This window comes from Streptomyces sp. 840.1, from assembly GCF_003751445.1.
GTDB lineage: Bacteria > Actinomycetota > Actinomycetes > Streptomycetales > Streptomycetaceae > Streptomyces.
On the sequence record NZ_RJUU01000001.1, the window covers coordinates 785,679 to 802,915 of the forward strand.

At 67.5% G+C, this 17,237-nt stretch carries 14 protein-coding genes; 5 read left to right on the forward strand and 9 right to left on the reverse strand.

What is annotated here, in order from left to right; genetic code table 11:
• Positions 1-40 precede the first annotated feature (40 nt).
• From EDD93_RS03465 to EDD93_RS03485, 5 genes are all read right to left on the reverse strand, one after another.
• A complete protein-coding gene (locus tag EDD93_RS03465) occupies positions 41-1,339 on the reverse strand; it encodes an ABC transporter ATP-binding protein (RefSeq protein WP_123523764.1) in 1,299 nt (432 codons plus the stop codon).
• Positions 1,329-2,306, reverse strand: coding sequence for an ABC transporter ATP-binding protein (locus EDD93_RS03470; protein ID WP_123523765.1), 978 nt, complete (start codon positions 2,304-2,306; stop codon positions 1,329-1,331). Before EDD93_RS03470 ends, EDD93_RS03465 begins: the two co-directional genes overlap by 11 nt.
• A 13-nt stretch (positions 2,307-2,319) precedes the next feature.
• Complete coding sequence (locus EDD93_RS03475; protein WP_123523766.1) at positions 2,320-3,300, reverse strand: ABC transporter permease; 981 nt, start codon at positions 3,298-3,300, stop codon at positions 2,320-2,322.
• A complete protein-coding gene (locus EDD93_RS03480) occupies positions 3,293-4,216 on the reverse strand; it encodes an ABC transporter permease (RefSeq protein WP_123523767.1) in 924 nt (307 codons plus the stop codon). Before EDD93_RS03480 ends, EDD93_RS03475 begins: the two co-directional genes overlap by 8 nt.
• Positions 4,217-4,546: 330 nt before the next feature.
• A complete protein-coding gene (locus tag EDD93_RS03485; protein ID WP_123523768.1) occupies positions 4,547-6,178 on the reverse strand; it encodes an ABC transporter substrate-binding protein in 1,632 nt (543 codons plus the stop codon).
• A gap of 505 nt (positions 6,179-6,683) precedes the next feature.
• On the opposite strand from EDD93_RS03485, the gene EDD93_RS03490 reads away from it, so the two are divergent.
• The 5 genes from EDD93_RS03490 to EDD93_RS03510 all read left to right on the forward strand — a co-directional run bounded on the left by EDD93_RS03490 (position 6,684) and on the right by EDD93_RS03510 (position 12,810).
• Positions 6,684-7,712 (forward strand): ABC transporter permease, encoded by a 1,029-nt coding sequence (locus tag EDD93_RS03490; RefSeq protein WP_123523769.1) that lies wholly within the window; start codon positions 6,684-6,686, stop codon positions 7,710-7,712.
• A 74-nt stretch (positions 7,713-7,786) separates the two neighbouring features.
• Entirely contained in the window at positions 7,787-9,574 is a 1,788-nt protein-coding gene (locus tag EDD93_RS03495; protein WP_123523770.1) for an ABC transporter substrate-binding protein, read from the forward strand.
• Positions 9,575-9,665: 91 nt separating this feature from the next.
• Entirely contained in the window at positions 9,666-10,646 is a 981-nt protein-coding gene (locus EDD93_RS03500) for an ABC transporter permease (protein WP_123523771.1), read from the forward strand.
• Positions 10,647-10,717: 71 nt separating this feature from the next.
• Complete coding sequence (locus EDD93_RS03505) at positions 10,718-11,683, forward strand: ABC transporter ATP-binding protein (protein WP_260255881.1); 966 nt, start codon at positions 10,718-10,720, stop codon at positions 11,681-11,683.
• A gap of 26 nt (positions 11,684-11,709) precedes the next feature.
• Positions 11,710-12,810, forward strand: a complete 1,101-nt coding sequence (locus tag EDD93_RS03510) for an ABC transporter ATP-binding protein (protein WP_260255606.1) — start codon at positions 11,710-11,712, stop codon at positions 12,808-12,810.
• Between the two features lie 209 nt (positions 12,811-13,019).
• Here the strand turns inward: EDD93_RS03510 and EDD93_RS03515 are convergent, their stop codons facing one another.
• From EDD93_RS03515 to EDD93_RS03530, 4 genes are read right to left on the reverse strand one after another with little or no spacing between them, the layout of a single operon-like run.
• On the reverse strand, positions 13,020-14,168 hold the full coding sequence (locus EDD93_RS03515; protein ID WP_123523773.1) for an ABC transporter ATP-binding protein: 1,149 nt from the start codon (positions 14,166-14,168) through the stop codon (positions 13,020-13,022).
• Positions 14,161-15,219: an ABC transporter ATP-binding protein gene (locus EDD93_RS03520; protein WP_123523774.1), complete on the reverse strand. Its 1,059-nt coding sequence runs from the start codon at positions 15,217-15,219 to the stop codon at positions 14,161-14,163. Before EDD93_RS03520 ends, EDD93_RS03515 begins: the two co-directional genes overlap by 8 nt.
• A gap of 11 nt (positions 15,220-15,230) precedes the next feature.
• A complete protein-coding gene (locus EDD93_RS03525; protein WP_123523775.1) occupies positions 15,231-16,181 on the reverse strand; it encodes an ABC transporter permease in 951 nt (316 codons plus the stop codon).
• A complete protein-coding gene (locus EDD93_RS03530) occupies positions 16,174-17,106 on the reverse strand; it encodes an ABC transporter permease (protein WP_123523776.1) in 933 nt (310 codons plus the stop codon). Before EDD93_RS03530 ends, EDD93_RS03525 begins: the two co-directional genes overlap by 8 nt.
• Positions 17,107-17,237: the final 131 nt, after the last annotated feature.

Sequence of the window (17,237 nt, forward strand, 5' to 3'; positions counted from 1 at the left end):
GTGCGACGGCCGAGTTGCCCGTGCGTTAACGCGTCGGCGGTCAGCCGGCCCGGCTGCTCCCGGAGGGCGGCGGCGGCCCGTCGTCGGTGTCCGGCGGCGGCGCCGCGTCCTCGTCGGGCGGACCCGGCGGCTGCGGGGACGCCGGCGGCCTGCGGGCCTCGCGGTCCACCTCTTCCACGTCCGGACCCGGCCCGCCCTCGCCCGGCACCAGGGTGCCCTCCGGCGGCACCACGCGCTTCTCCTCCGCGAAGTGACAGGCCGAGGCGTGCCGGGCCGGGGTGTCCGTCAGCCGGAAGACCGCCGGGACGGCCAGCAGCGGCACCTCCAGCTCGCACCGCTCCTGCGCCTTCCAGCAGCGGGTGCGGAAGCGGCAGCCGGAGGGCGGGTTCGCGGGCGAGGGCACGTCGCCGTGCAGGATGATCCGCTCGCGGTACTCGCGCGCCATCGGGTCCGGCACCGGCACGGCGGAGAGCAGCGCCTGGGTGTACGGGTGCGTGGGGTGCTCGTAGATCTCCTCGTCGGTGCCGATCTCCGCGAACCGGCCCAGGTACATCACCCCGACCCGGTCGGAGATGTGCCGGACGATCGACAGGTCGTGCGCGATGAACACGTAGCTCAGGTTGAACTCCGACTGGAGCCGGTCCAGCAGGTTGACGACCTGCGCCTGGACGGACACGTCGAGGGCCGAGACCGGTTCGTCCGCGACGATGATCTCGGGGTTGAGCGCGAGGCCGCGGGCGATGCCGATGCGCTGGCGCTGGCCGCCGGAGAACTGGTGCGGATAGCGGTTGATGTACTCCGGGTTGAGACCGACGACGTCGAGCAGGTCCTGGACCTTGCGCCGGCGGTCGCCCTTGGGAGCCACCTCGGGGTGGATCTCGTACGGCTCCCCGATGATGTCGCCCACCGTCATACGGGGGTTCAGCGAGGTGTACGGGTCCTGGAACACCATCTGGATGTTGCGGCGCACGGCCTTCAGCGCACGGCCGGACAGCTTGGTGATGTCCTCGCCCTTGTACCGGATCATTCCGGCCGTCGGCTCCTCCAGGTGCACGAGCAGCCGGGCGACGGTCGACTTCCCGCAGCCGGACTCGCCCACGATGCCGAGCGTCTCGCCGGCCGCCAGATCGAAGGAGACCCCGTCGACCGCCTTGACGGCCCCGATCTGCTTCTTGATCACGATGCCGCGGGTGAGCGGGTAGTGCTTGACGAGGTCGCGCACCTCCAGGATCGGTTCCTTGCCCGCCTGGGCGCTCGTCTCGCGTGACTTGGCCAGCAGGGCGCGTGCCACCTCGCCCTCCTGGCGCGCTTCCCTGCGCCCCGAGTGATCAGCGTGCATCGAGCGTCTCCTTCCAGAAGTAGCAGGCGCTCTGACGGTTCTCGGCCACGTCGAACAGCGGCGGTACGTCGGTGCGGCAGACGTCCTGGGCCATCGGGCAGCGCGGGTTGAAGGCGCAGCCGGGCGGGATGTGCAGCAGGTTGGGCGGCAGCCCCTTGATCGCGTAGAGCTCCCGGCCCTTCTGGTCCAGGCGCGGGATCGAGCGGAGCAGCCCCTGGGTGTAGGGGTGCGCGGGCGCCTGGTAGATGTCGTGGACCGGTGAGGTCTCGACGATCCGGCCCGCGTACATCACGGCGATCTTGTCCGCGACGTCGGCGACGACGCCGAGGTCGTGGGTGATCAGGATCAGGCCCATGTTCAGTTCGCGCTGGAGCTCCGCGAGGAGGTCCATCACCTGGGCCTGGACGGTGACGTCGAGGGCGGTGGTGGGCTCGTCCGCGATGATCAGCGAGGGCTCCAGGGCCAGCGCCATGGCGATCATGATGCGCTGGCGCATGCCGCCGGAGAACTGGTGCGGGTAGTTGCCGACCCGTTCCTTGGCGGCCGGGATGCGGACCCGGTCCATCAGCTCGACGGCCTTGGCCTTCGCGTCCTTTCGGGACAGTCCGCGGTGGACGACGAACATCTCGCCGAGCTGCTCCCCCACCGTCAGCACGGGGTTGAGCGAGGAGAGCGCGTCCTGGAAGATCATGGCCATCTCCTGGCCGCGGATCTTCCGGCGCTCCTCCTTCTTGAGCTTCAGCAGGTCGCGGTCCTTGAAGAGGATCTCGCCGCCGCTGATCTTCCCCGGCGGCATGTCGAGGATGCCCATGATCGCCTGTGCGGTGACCGACTTGCCGGAGCCGGACTCGCCGAGCACGGCGAGCGTCTCGCCCTCGGACACCGAGTAGTTGACCCCGTTGACGGCCTTGGCGACCCCGTCCCGGGTGTGGAACTCCACGTGCAGATCGCGCACTTCGAGCAACATGGCAGCGGACTCCTCAGCGCAGCTTGGGGTCGAGGGCGTCGCGCACCGCGTCGCCGAGCATGATGAACGCGAGCACGGTGATCGCCAGCGCGCCGGCCGGCCAGAGGAGCATGTGCGGGGCGTTGCGGATGTTCTGCGAGGCGGACGAGATGTCGATGCCCCAGCTGACCGTGGGGGGCTTCAGCCCGACGCCGAGGTAGGAGAGCGTCGCCTCCAGCGCGATGTACGTGCCCAGCGCGATGGTGGCGACCACGATGACGGGCGCCACGGCGTTGGGCGCGACATGCCTGAGCAGCATGCGGGAGTTGGACGCGCCCAGGGCCCGTGCCGCCTGGACGTAGTCGTGCTGCTTGGCGGTGATCACCGCGCCCCGGGCGATCCTGGAGATCTGCGGCCAGCCGAGCAGCACCATGAAGCCGATGACGGGCCAGACGGTGTTGCTGGTGACCACCGAGAGGAGGACGAGGCCGCCGAGGACCACGGGGATGGCGAAGAAGATGTCGGTGACGCGCGAGAGGATGGCGTCCGAGGCCCCGCCGAAGAAGCCCGCGAGGCCGCCGAGCAGTCCGCCCAGCAGCGCCACACCGAGCGTGGCGCAGACGCCGACGGTGACGGATGCCCTGGCCCCGTAGACGACCCGGGTGTAGACGTCGCAGCCCTGCGCGTTGAAGCCCATGGGGTGGCCCGGCTGGGAGCCCTGCTGCGCCTTGGCCAGGTCGCACTTGAGGGGGTTGCCGGACGCGATGAGCGAGGGCCAGATCGAGATGATGACCAGGAAGACGATGATCAGGGACGAGGCGATGAAGACGGGGTTGCGCCGCAGGTCGCGCCAGGCGTCGGCCCACAGGCTGCCCGCCCGTTCCCTGGGCCCGCCGCCCTCGGGCCCCTCCGGTGTTCCCTCCAGCGTGGTGCCCTCGCTCATGGCCAGGTCCGCCGCTCCGCCGGCACCGGTCCCGGCGATCGCGTTCTGGGGCTCGGGCTGAGGTTCAGGCATAACGGATCCTCGGGTCGAGTACGGAGTACAGGAGGTCGACGACCAGATTCGCGATGAGGAAGACCAGCACCAGGATGGTCGCGAAGCCGACCACGGTCTGAGTGTTCTGCCGCAGGATGCCCTGGTAGATCTGGTATCCGACGCCATGGATGTTGAAGATCCGCTCGGTGACGATCGCGCCGCCCATCAGCGCGCCGATGTCCGTACCGATGAAGGTGACGACGGGGATCAGCGAGTTGCGCAGCAGGTGGCGCACGATGACGCGGCGCCTGGGCAGGCCCTTCGCCACGGCGGTGCGCACGTAGTCGGCGCGGGAGTTCTCCGCGATCGACGTCCTGGTGAGGCGGGTGACGTAGGCCAGTGAGACCGAGGCGAGCACCAGGCCGGGCAGGATGAGCTCGTCGAACGGGGCGTCCGAGGAGACCGTCGGGGAGATGACGGACCACTTGACCCCGAGCAGGTACTGGAGCACGTAGCCGGTGACGAAGGTGGGGATCGCGATCACGACGAGCGTCGCGACCAGGACCGAGTTGTCGACGACACGGCCGCGCCGCAGTCCGCTGATGACGCCGAGCGTGACGCCCACGATGATCTCGAACAGGATCGCGACGATGGTCAGCCGCAGGGTGACCGGATAGGCGGAGGCCATCAGCTCGGTGACCTTCTGTCCGTTGAAGGCGGTACCGAAGTCACCGGTGAACACATTGCCCATGTAGGTCAGGTATTGCTGCCACACCGGCTTGTCCAGGCCGAACTCCTTCTGGAGCTGGGCGGCCGTCGTCGGGTCGCACTGCCGGTCGCCGCAGAGGCCCGCGATCGGGTCGCCCATCACGTTGACCATCAGGAAGAGCAGCAGTGTGGCTCCGATGAAGACCGGAATCATCTGGAGCAGACGACGGATCACATAGCGCCCCATGTCACCCTCCGCACATCGATCGGGCAGCAGACTTCGGCCGTCGGTCGCTCCGGGGCGGATCGGGACCTGATGAACGACTGCATCGCGCAGTCACCTCCCTGTTGACACCGGCTTCCCCGAGCGGCCGTTGACTCGACTGCCGGGTCGTTCACTGTCCCGACGTGAACCAAATAACATCCCATTTCGTACCGAATAGCATCTTCTGCGCACCCTCACGGGAACACCGGTGCGCCGGAAGGGGCCAAACGTGTGACGAGCGACGGGGACCGGCCGCACACACGGCGGCCCGGCGCCCTCACGGGGCGCCGGGCCGTCACCGTCACTACGGGGTCACTTGACCTTGATCTCGCTGTAGACCGGCACGCTGAACGGGTTGAGCGCGACGTTCGAGACGTTCGTGGAGTAGCCGGCGCTGCCGTTCTGGTACCAGAGGGGAATGGCCGCCATGTTGTCCCGGACCACCGCTTCGGCGTCCTTGAAGGTCTTGACCGCCTTGGCCTTGTCCGACTCGGCGTTGGCCTGGTTGACCAGCTTGTCGAACTTGGGGTCCGACCACTTACCGTCGTTGGACGAGGCGTTGGTGTAGTAGAGCGGCTGCAGGAAGTTCTGGATGAGGGGGTAGTCCATCTGCCAGCCGGCGCGGAACGGGCCCGTCATCTTCTTCTGGGTGATCTTGTTCCGGAAGTCGGCGAAGGTGCCGGTCGGGGCGCCCACGCAGGCCTTGTCGTTGCCGAGCGCGTTGTTGATGCTGTTGCAGACCGCGTCCACCCAGTCCTTGTGGCTGCCCGTGTCGGCGTTGTAGCCGATCTTGACCTGCCCGCCGGGGATGCCGCCGCCCTGCGAGATCATCTTCTTGGCCTCGGCGGGGTTGTAGTCGCACAGGCTGCCGCAGAAGCCGGACTGGTAGCCGCCCGCCTCACCCAGCACCGGCGAGGTCCAGTCGGTGGCGGGCGTCCGCGTCTTGTTGAAGATCGTCTCGGTGATCTGCTTGCGGTTGATGGCCATGGACAGGCCCTTGCGGACCTTGTCGCTGTCGGCCTTGTCCCACGCCTTGTCGTAGAACGGGAAGGCCAGGGTCTGGATGATGCCGGCCGGGGTGTTGATGTAGCGGTCGCCGAGGTCGGCCTTGACGTTCTTCAGCTGCGCGGCGGGGACGTCGTCGACCAGGTCGAGGTTGCCGGCCACCAGGTCGGTGTAGGCGGTGTTGTTGTCGGTGTAGACCTTGAGGTCGATGCCGCCGTTCTGCGCCTTGTCCGTACCGGGGTACTTGTCCCACTTGCGCAGGGACATCTGCGAGCCCTTGGTGTACGAGTCAATGGTGTACGGGCCGTTGCCGACCGGCTTCTTCAGCCAGGCCGCGTGGTCGTCGAAGAAGGCCTGGGGCAGCGGGGCGAAGGCCGCGTAGCCCAGCGTGTCGGGCCACAGCGAGAACTTCTGGCTGAGCTTGACGGTGAACGTCCTGGCGCCGGTGACCTTCAGCCCGGACATGGCTCCGGCGGCCTGGGCGCCGGAGTCCGGGTGCACCTTGGCGTAGCCATCGATCTGACCGAAGAAGTAGGCGTTCTTCTGGTTGTTCTTGAGGCTCGCGCCGTAGTTCCACGCGTCCACGAAGGACTTGGCGGTGACCTTCTCGCCGTTGGAGAACGTCCAGCCGTCCTTGACGGTGATGTCGAAGTTCTTCGAGTCGGTCGTGGCGATCTTCTCCGCCAGCATGTCCTCGGCCGCGCCGGTCTTGGGGTTGTACCGCTTGAGACCCCGGAAGACCATGTCGAGGACCTTGCCGCCCTGCACCTCGTTGGTGTTGGCCGGCTCCAGCGGGTTCTGCGGGTCACCCCACGAGGAACTCACCACCCCATTGGCGCCACCGCCGCCACCACTGTCGCCCCCGCCGCCGCAGGCGGTCGCCGCCAGGGCGACGGCGACCGCGCATGCGGCCCACTTGACCTGTGTGGCTCCGCGCATGGAGTGCCTCCTCGTATTGCTCCGTCTTACGTCAGGTCAAATATCACCGCATACCGAGCGTTACGCATATTTACCCCCGCCATCCGGGCACAACGGAAGCCACTCGAATGGCGGGAGCGGGCGCCGGGCGGACACTTTTGGCGAGTGCATGCCATGCCTGCGGAGGTGTCGAACCGGCCTGACGAGCGGCGAAGCGGTAACGGCAACACAACGAACGCGCATCGACCCGGAGCCCACCGGGGCGGATGCACGGATTCCGAGACATGGCCGCCCGTATATCGGACTCATTGACTGACTTCCGACGTTTCACCCACAAATCTGCCCTGGAAAAGGCAAAGGGAAGGCAATGGCACGCCCGGTAACTGGTCATGTATAAGTCAAGCTTCCAAAGAGCGGCTCAAGCCGGTCCGACATTCATTGACCCTGCATGAATTGCGTTGAAAAAGTCCGGGTAGCCCGTAGGTGTGCCCTGCGGAGTCCTTCGACCCTCCGGGCCAGGAGCACCATGACGATTCCAACCTCGAACGCAGCAGCCGCCCTTGAGGTGGCCAACGCGAACCCGCAGAAGACGCCGGAACCTTCGGCACTGAAGGGCGGTGACGGGCGCTCTCCGGGCAAACTGGCCTGGCGTCGCTTCAAGCGCGACCGGTCCGGGGTCATTTCGGCCTATGTGGTCATCTTCTTCTTCCTGGTGGCCCTCTGCGCGCCGCTGATCTCCAAGGTCTACGGCAAGGACCCGTACACGACCTACGGGCAGAACCAGGACGGCCTGCTCAACGACTTCGGCTTTCCCATCAAGCCCAACGGCGGCATCAGCGGCGACTTCTGGTTCGGCATCGAGCCCCAACTGGGCCGTGACCTCCTCACGTTCCTCGTCTACGGCATCCGCAACTCGCTGTTCATCGCGGGCGTCACGACGCTTCTGGTGACCGTCCTCGGCATCGTGATCGGCGTGACCGCCGGCTACCTGGGCGGGAAGACCGACTACTTCATCGGCCGGGTCATCGACATCCTGCTGGCCTTCCCCTCGACGCTGTTCTTCATCGCGTTCTGGCCGGTCCTCATCTCGGTCCTGGTCTCCCCCGAGGAGGCCACCCCGGTCTGGCTCACGGTCACGAGCCTCATCCTGGTGATGACGGCCTTCGGCTGGGCGTCCATCGCCCGGCTGCTGCGCGGCGAGGTACTCGCCCTGCGCGAGCGGGAGTTCGTCGAGGCCGCCAAGGTGACCGGGGCCTCACCCGCACGGATCATCTTCAAGGAACTGCTGCCCAACCTGTGGACGCCGATCCTGATCCAGGCGACCCTCGCTCTCCCCATGTTCGTGAGCGCCGAAGCCGGACTCGCGTTCCTCGGGGTCGGACTGACGGCGAAGACACCCGACTGGGGCGTGATGCTCCAACGCGGCGCCGACGTCTACCAGGACGACATCACCTTCATGCTCTTTCCCGGAGTGTCGATGGTGGTCTTCGTCCTCGCGTTCAACCTCCTCGGCGACTCGGTCCGGGACGCTCTCGACCCGAAGACCAAGCGCTGACAGTTCCGCCCCCGGACCGGAGCGACGGGGCTCCGCCGGATCATCCGACTCCTCACCGACCAGGGCAGGTTGCCATGTCTCTCTCCCGCAGAAACTTCGTCATCGCCACGTCCGTCGCGGCGGGCGGCTCGCTCGTCCTCTCCGCGTGCAGCAGTGGCGACTCGGGCGGTGGCGGTGGCAAGGGGTCGCCGGACGCCGGCGCCACCGAGTACACCGGCGCGACCGTCAAGATCGGGACCAAGGAGGACTCCGCCGGCCCCGCGGCCGAGGTCCCCGGCGCCAAGAAGGGCGGGACGATCTACGGCATCTCCGAGGACGACTTCTCCCACCTCGACCCGCAGCGCATCTACTTCGCGTTCAACTCCACCGGCGCCATGATGTTCGCCCGCAGCCTCACCGGCTACAAGATCGACGACAAAGGCGCGATGACCCTGGTCGGCGACCTCGCCACCGATGTCGGCACGCCGTCCGCCGACAACAAGACCTGGACCTTCACCCTGAAGGACGGGCTCAAGTGGCAGGACGGCAGCGAGCTGACCGTCGAGGACGTCCGCCACGGCATCGAGCGGGCCTGGGCACCGTTCATCACCGAGGGCGCCGCCTACGTGCAGCAGGCGCTCACCGGCAAGGGCGACTGGCGCAAGGGCTACGAGGGTCCGTACAAGGGCAAGCACCTCGACTCGCTGGTCATCGACAAGGCCAAGAAGACGATCACCTTCAAGCTGGCCGAGCCCCGCCCGGACTTCAACTTCACCCTGGCCATGAGCTCCTACGCGGCCACGCCGGTGAAGCTGGACACCAAGGAGAAGTACGACAAGCAGCCCGTCTCCTGCGGTCCGTACATCGTCAAGCACCGCACCATCGACAAGTCGATGACGCTGACGCGCAACAAGCACTGGGACCCGGCGACGGACCCCATCCGCACCGCCTACCCGGACACCTTCGAGTTCGAGTTCGGGCCCACCGCGCTGGAGTCCGCGGACCGCTTCATCGCGGACCAGGGCAAGGACCAGCAGATGGTCTCCATCTACAAGGCCGTGCCGGCCGAGCGCATGCAGAAGGTGCTCTCCGACCCCGAGCTGAAGAAGCGGACCTTCAACGGCCTGCTCACCGGCACGTACTACTACGCGATCAACTGCAAGCGCGTCACGGACGTCGAGGTGCGCAAGGCGCTCAACACCGCCTGGCCGCTGGAGCAGATCCGCAAGATCTACGGCGGACCGTCCGCGGGCGACTACGCGACCACCGTCCTCAGCCCCGACATCCTGGGCCGCAAGGAGTTCGACTTCTACGGCAAGCTGAAGAAGCCCAAGGGTGACGCCGAGGCGGCCAAGGCCATCCTCAAGAAGGCCGGCAAGCTCGGCCAGAAGATCGTCTACACCTACCCGCAGAGCCCCACCTACGACAAGACGGCCGTCGTCGTCGAGAACGCGCTCAAGGCCGCGGGCTTCAAGCCGGTCATCAAGCCCGTCGACTCGACCTCGTACTACGACCAGATCCAGCAGGTCGACAACAGCTTCGACGTCATGTGGTTCGGCTGGTCCCCGGACTGGCCGACCGCCTACACGATGATCCAGCCGCTGTTCGACAGCGCCAACATCGGCAACGGCCAGAACAACGTCTCCCAGGTCAAGGTCGACTGGATCGACGAGGCCATCAAGAAGAACGTCGTCATCGCCGACCAGAAGAAGGCCGGCGACGCCTGGGCCGCACTGGACCGGAAGATCATGGACGAGGTCGTGCCGGTCATCCCGGAGACCTTCCAGCGCCGCTTCTACCTCTTCGGCTCGAAGGTCGGCGGCGCCATGATGGACCCGCAGTTCTCCGCGACGCTGCTCTACAAGACGTACGTCAAGGCCTGACGAACGGCCCCCGGGGAGCGGGCGGCTCTCGGACCGAGAGCCGCCCGCCTCCCCTCCTCCCCCTCGGCATCCGTCAGGAAAACCCACTGCCATGCTGCGCTTTCTTCTCCGCCGTGTCGTCGGCGCCGCGGTCATTCTGCTGATCATCAGCGCCCTAGTCTTCGTCCTCTTCTACGCGGCCCCGCGTGACCCCGCCCGGGTCGCCTGCGGCAAGGTCTGCACGCCCGAGACACTCGCGCTGGTGCGGCACAACCTGGGGATCGCCGACCCGATACCGGTGCAGTACTGGCACTGGCTGCAAGGGATCTTCGTAGGACGCGAGTACACGTCCTACGGGAACTGCCCCGCGCCCTGTCTGGGCTACTCCTTCATCAACCGCGAGCCGGTCTTCGGCACCATCGTGGACCGCTTCCCGACGACCCTCTCGCTCTCCGTCGGCAGCGCCTTCGTGTTCGTCATCTTCGGTGTCGGCGCCGGCATGCTCGCCGCCGTCAAGCAGGGCAAGCCGCTCGACAAGGTCGCGTCCTCCGCCTCGCTGATCGCCTCCTCGATGCAGATCTACATCGTCGGCGTGCTCGCCATGTACTTCCTCACCGACCAGTGGCACCTGCTGGACCGCCCCAGCTACACGCCGTTCACCGAGAACCCGGGCGCGTGGTTCTCCGGGCTCCTGCTGCCCTGGCTGGTGCTCTCGGTCATCTTCACGGCCAACTACACCCGTATGGCCCGCTCCCAGCTCGTGGAGTCGATGAGCGAGGACTACGTCAGGACCGCCCGCGCCAAGGGGCTCTCCCGGCGGACGGTGTTCTTCAGATTCGCCTGGCGCGGGGCCATGGGGCCGATCGTCACCATCTTCGGCCTGGACCTCGGCGTACTGCTCGGCGGCGCGATCATCACCGAGAAGACCTTCAGCCTCCAGGGCATCGGGGCCCTCTCGGTCAAGGCGGTGTCCACCAACGACCTGCCGACGCTCCTCGGCGTGATGATGGTGGCCGCGGTCGCGATCGTGCTCCTCAACATCGTCGTGGACGCCGTCTACGCCCTCATCGACCCACGCGTCCGCCTCGCCTAGGGAGAGATCCAGTGAGCACCCCCTTCCTCTCCGTACGCGATCTGCGCGTGCACTTCTCCACCGAAGACGGCATGGTCAAGGCCGTCGACGGGCTGTCCTTCGACGTCGAACACGGCAAGACCCTCGGCATCGTCGGCGAGTCCGGCTCCGGCAAGTCCGTCACCAACCTCTCGATCCTCGGCCTGCACCACCCCGACCACACCGAGATCGAGGGCGAGATCCTGCTCGACGGGCAGGACCTGCTGGCCGCGTCGGAGCGGGAGCTGGAGCGGCTGCGCGGCAACAAGATGGCCATGATCTTCCAGGACGCGCTGGCCTCGCTCTCGCCGTACCACACCATCGGCAAGCAGATCGGTGAGACGTTCCGCAAGCACACCGGGGCGTCCAAGCGCGAGGCGCGGGCGCGGGCCGTGGAGATGCTCACCAAGGTCGGCATCCCGCAGCCGAACCTGCGCGTCGACGACTATCCGCACCAGTTCTCCGGCGGTATGCGCCAGCGCGCGATGATCGCCATGGCGCTGGTCTGCAACCCCGCGCTGCTGGTGGCGGACGAGCCGACGACCGCGCTCGACGTCACCGTGCAGGCCCAGATCATGGACCTGCTGAAGGACCTCCAGCAGGAGACCGGCACCTCGATCATCTTCATCACCCACGACCTCGGTGTCATCGCCGACATCGCGGACGACGTGCTGGTGATGTACGGCGGCCGGTGCGTGGAGCGCGGCACGAAGAAGGAGGTGCTGCGGGCACCCCAGCACCCTTACACCTGGGGTCTGCTGGGGTCGATGCCGAGCCTGGAGGGGCCGGTGGACGTACCGCTGTCGCCGATCCCCGGATCGCCGCCCAGCCTCCTCAACCCGCCGACCGGCTGCCGCTTCCACCCCCGGTGCTCGTTCACCGAGCGGGTCGGCGGCAACCGCTGCACGAACGAGCAGCCTCCGCTGGAGCTGACCGCCGGCCGCGGCGCCGCCTGCCACCTGACGCCCGAACAGCGCGTGGAGTTCTTCGCGGACTTCGCCGGCGCCCGGACCAACTGACGCGACTGAGACGGGACTCCCCTTCTATGAGCAGCACCGATCCCCTCCTTGACGTCTCCGGACTCACCAAGTACTTCCCGATCAAGGGCGGCTTTCCGATCCGGCGGACGATCGGCGCGGTCCAGGCCGTGGACGGACTGGACTTCTCGGTCGCCGCGGGCGAGAGCCTCGGTCTGGTCGGTGAGTCCGGCTGCGGCAAGTCGACGACCGGCCGGCTGGTCACGCGGCTCCTGGAGCCGACCGGCGGCCGGATCACCTACCGCGGGCAGGACATCAGCCACGCCTCTCGGGGGCAGCTGGCCCCGATCCGGTCCGAGATCCAGATGATCTTCCAGGACCCCTACGCCTCGCTGAACCCGCGCCAGACCGTCGGCAAGATCATCACGGCGCCGATGGAGATCAACGACGTCCATCCGGCCGGCGGCCGGGAGAACCGGGTCCGGGAGCTCCTGGAGACCGTCGGGCTCAACCCGGAGCACTACAACCGCTTCCCGCACGAGTTCTCCGGCGGCCAGCGCCAGCGCATCGGGGTGGCCCGCGCGCTCGCCCTGGAACCGAAGCTCATCGTGGCCGACGAGCCGGTCTCGGCGCTGGACGTGTCGATCCAGGCCCAGGTGGTGAACCTGCTGCAGAAGCTGCAGAAGGAACTGGGCATCGCGTTCCTGTTCATCGCCCACGACCTGGCGATCGTGCGCCACTTCTCGCAGCGCGTCGCGGTCATGTACCTGGGCCGGATCGTGGAGATCGCCGACCGCGACGACCTGTACGGCAACCCGAGGCACCCGTACACCCGGGCGCTGCTCTCCGCCGTCCCCGAGGCCAGCGCCGACGACGTGCCGGCCCGCGACCGCATCCGGCTGACGGGCGACGTGCCGTCGCCGGTCAACCCGCCGTCGGGCTGCCGCTTCCGCACCCGCTGCTGGAAGGCGACGGACAAGTGCGCGAGCGAGACGCCGCCGCTGGTCCGGATCGAGGGCAGCCGGGAAGGCCATCTGACGGCCTGCCACTACCCCGAGGAGCCGGGCATGGTCGCGGCCGTCCCGCAGGCCCGTACGGAGCCCGAGGCGCCGCGCCTGGACAAGACCCTCGGCGACAGCACCGGCGAAGACCCCAAGGCCCTCGGCTGACACCCCTCGCCGTGGCCCCGGTGGAGCCCCGTGGACGACGTACCCGACCGGTCCGTCCGGCCGCGGGGCTCCACCGGCCCAGGGAACCGAGCACGTCGGCCCATTGACCCGAGCCACCTGCGCGCCCGGTTTCCGGGAATACGGGAAAGGCGCCCGGAACCGATCGGTTCCGGGCGCCTTCTGCTGCCCTGGGTGCGGTGGGCGGACGGTTACGAGGCCGCCGCGCCGACCACGTCCTTCTCCTCCGCGAAGTGGCAGGCCGACTCGTGCGCGGCCGGCGTCGTGGAGGTCTTGAAGCGCTCGGGGATGGCCAGCAGCGGCATCTCCTCGGCGCACTTGGCCTCGGCCTTCCAGCAGCGGGTGCGGAAGCGGCAGCCCGACGGCGGGTTGGCCGGGGAGGGGACATCCCCGGAGAGGATGATCCGCTCGCGGCCCTCACGGGCCTCCGGGTCCGGGACCGGGACCGCCGACAGCAGCGCCTGGGTGTAGGGGTGCGTCGGGTGGTCGTAGATCTGCGTGTCCGTACCGATCTCGGCCATCTTGCCGAGGTACATGACGCCGACCCGGTCGGAGATGTGCCGGACGATCGACAGGTCGTGCGCGATGAAGAGGTAGGACAGGTTGAACTCGTCCTGGAGCTTCTCCATCAGGTTGATGACCTGCGCCTGCACCGACACGTCGAGCGCGGAGACCGGCTCGTCGCAGATGATGATCTCCGGGTTGAGCGCGAGGCCGCGGGCGATGCCGATGCGCTGGCGCTGGCCGCCGGAGAACTGGTGCGGATAGCGGTTGATGTACTCCGGGTTGAGACCGACGACGTCCAGGAGCTCCTGGACCTTGCGCCGGCGGTCGCCCTTGGGAGCCACCTCGGGGTGGATCTCGTACGGCTCCCCGATGATGTCGCCCACCGTCATACGGGGGTTCAGCGAGGTGTACGGGTCCTGGAACACCATCTGGATGTTGCGGCGCACGGCCTTCAGCGCACGGCCGGACAGCTTGGTGATGTCCTGGCCCTTGTAGAAGACCTCGCCCGCGGTGGCCTGCTCCAGCGTCATCAGGAGCTTGGCGACGGTGGACTTGCCACAGCCGGACTCGCCCACGATGCCGAGCGTCTCGCCCGCGTAGAGGTCGAACGAGATCCCGTCCACGGCCTTGACGGCCCCGACCTGCTTCTTGAACAGGATGCCCTGGGTCAGCGGGAAGTGCTTGACCAGGTTGCGGACCTGGAGGATCGGCTCGCCCTGCGACACGGGCGCGTCGATGGCGGCTACGGCCTCCGCCTCGGTGGCCGCGTCGACCGTCTCGACGTCGGAGACGTTGGGGGTGGCGTCCACGGGCTCCTTGTTGATGTCAGCCATGGATCGTCTCCTTCCAGAAGTGGCAGGCGCTGCCGCGTCCGACCAGCTCGGCGCCGTCCTGCTCGGTCACCGGGCGCAGGGCCGGGATGTCCGTACGGCAGATGTCCTGCGCCATGATGCAACGCGGGTTGAAGGCACAGCCCGACGGCACGTGGAGCAGGTTGGGCGGCAGGCCCTTGATCGCGAAGAGCTCCTGGCCCTTCTGGTCAAGGCGCGGGATCGATTCGAGCAGCCCCTTGGTGTAGGGGTGCGCCGGCCGCTTGTAGATCTCGTGGACCGGGGCGGTCTCGACGATCCGGCCCGCGTACATCACGGCGATCTTGTCCGCGACGTCGGCGACGACGCCGAGGTCGTGGGTGATCAGGATCAGGCCCATGTTGTACTCGCGCTGGAGCTCCGCGAGGAGGTCCATCACCTGGGCCTGCACCGTCACGTCGAGCGCGGTGGTCGGCTCGTCCGCGATGATCAGGTCCGGTTCCAGGGCCAGCGCCATGGCGATCATGATGCGCTGGCGCATGCCGCCGGAGAACTGGTGCGGATAGTCCGAGACCCGGGCCGCCGCGGCCGGGATCTTGACCTGGTCCATCAGCTCGATGGCCCTGGCCTTGGCTTCCTTCTTGGACAGTCCCTGGTGGACCCGGAACATCTCGCCGAGCTGGTAGCCGACGGAGAGGACCGGGTTCAGCGAGGAGAGCGCGTCCTGGAAGATCATCGCGATCTTCTGGCCGCGGATCTTCCGGCGCTCCTCGTAGGACATCTTCAGCATGTCCTGGCCGCGGAAGAGGATCTCGCCCTGCGGGATCTTGCCCGGCGGCATGTCGAGGATGCCCATGATGGCCTGGGCCGTCACGGACTTGCCGGAGCCCGACTCACCGAGAACGGCGAGCGTCTCACCGGCGTTCACGCTGTAGTTGACACCGTTGACGGCCTTGGCCACGCCGTCCCGGGTGTGGAACTCCACGTGGAGGTCACGGACGTCGAGCAGCGGGCCGACGTAGTCGTCACCCGAGCGCGGGGACGGGACTTCGGCGGTCTTGTCGATGGTGGTCACGTTCACCCTCCTTATCGCGACTTGGGATCGAGGGCGTTACGGACGGCTTCGCCGAGCATGATGAACGCCAGAACGGTGATGCTGAGCATGATCGACGGGTACAGCAGGATGTGCTGTGCGACGCGGATCTGGCTGGCGCCACCGGAGATGTCGATGCCCCAGGAAATGGTCGGGTCGGCGAGACCGAGACCGAGGTAGGACAGCGTCGCCTCGGCCGAGATGTAGACACCGAGCGAGATGGTGGCGACCACGATCACGGGGGCCATGGCGTTCGGCAGGATGTGCCGGAAGAGGATCCGGCCGGTTCCCGCGCCGAGCGCCCTGGCGGCCTGCACGTAGTCCGACTGCTTGATGACGATCACCGCACCACGCATGACACGCGCGATCTGGGTCCAGCCGAGGAAGGCCAGCGCGAAGATCACGACCATGACGCTGCGCTCGGAGAAGGCCTGCAGGACGACCATGGCGCCGAGCAGGAACGGGATCCCGAGGAAGACGTTGGTGAAGAAGCCGGAGAGCAGCGCGTCCACCCAGCCGCCGAAGTAACCGGCGAGCATGCCGACCAGTCCGCCGACGATCGTGACGGCCACGGTGACGCAGACGCCGACGGTGATCGAGGCGCGGGTGCCATAGATGACACGGGCGTAGACGCTGTGGCCCTGGCCGTCGTAACCGAGCCAGCCGGGCGAACCGATCTTGCTCAGTTCAGGCTTGCCCAGGTAGTGGTGGACGAGGTCCGCCGAGGACGGCGAGGCACTCGTGAACAGGCTGGGGAATACGGCCATCACCAGCAGGATCACGATGAGTACGGACGAGATGATGAAGTACCAGTTGGAGCGCAGGTCCCGCCAGGCATCGCCCCACAGGCTGCGGGCCTTCTCGGCCTTCACTACCGCCGACGGGTCCGCGATGGGCGCCTTGGCGTCCTCGGGCGCGGGAGCGGTCTTGGTCACGTCAGGCATAACGGATCCTCGGGTCCAGGACCGCGTACAGCAGGTCGACGATGAGGCTCATGAGGAGATAGACGAGCACCAGGATGGTGACGAGGCCGACCAGCGTCGTGCCTTCGCGCTTGACGATCGACTCGTAGATCGTGCCGCCGATGCCCTTCACGTTGAACAGGCCCTCGGTGACGACCGCGCCGCCCATCAGGGCGCCCAGGTCGGTGCCGAGGAAGGTGATCACGGGGATCAGCGAGTTGCGCATCAGGTGCACACCGACGATGCGCCGCTTGGGAAGCCCCTTGGCGATGGCGGTGCGCATGTAGTCCGAGCGCAGGTTCTCGGCCATCGTCGTACGCGTGAGCCGTGCGACGTAGGCGAGCGAGAGCGATCCCAGCACGATGGCGGGCGCCAGTAGTTCGCTCCATTTGGCGTCACCGGACACGTTCGGGTCTATCCAGCCCAGCTGGAAGGCGAACACCGTCTTGATGATGAAGCCGAGGACGAACACCGGGATCGAGATGATCAGCAGCGTGAAGACCAGGATCACGTTGTCGGTGAGCCGGCCGGCGCGCAGGCCGGCGATCGTCCCGAGGCTGATGCCCACGACGATCTCGATGGCGAACGCCATGCCGGCCAGCCGGAGGGTGACGGGGAACGCGTCGCTGAGGACGTCCGTTACCGGGCGCCCGCTGGCTATCTGGTTACCGAAATCGAAATGCAGGACGATGCCTGTCATGTAATTCCAGTACTGCTGCAGGATCGGCTGATCGAGCCCGTGCTCGTGGCGAAGTCTCGCCAGCGTCGCGGGGTCGACACCCTTGTCCCCGAAGAGCCCGCGCACGGGGTCGCCGGGCAGCGTGTAGACCATCAGGAAGATCAGCAGCGTTGTCCCGAGGAAGACCGGGATCATCTGGAGCAGTCGTCGTGCGACATAGCGCCCCATCATGCCTCCATGTAATAGGCGGCGGCAGCCGACGGGCCCTCCCCCGCCCCGGCTTCCCCTGTGGGGTCGTCGGTCGCGCGGAAGGGCCCCCCGGCCACTGCGTGCGGGCAGGCGCGGACCGGTCCTTCAGT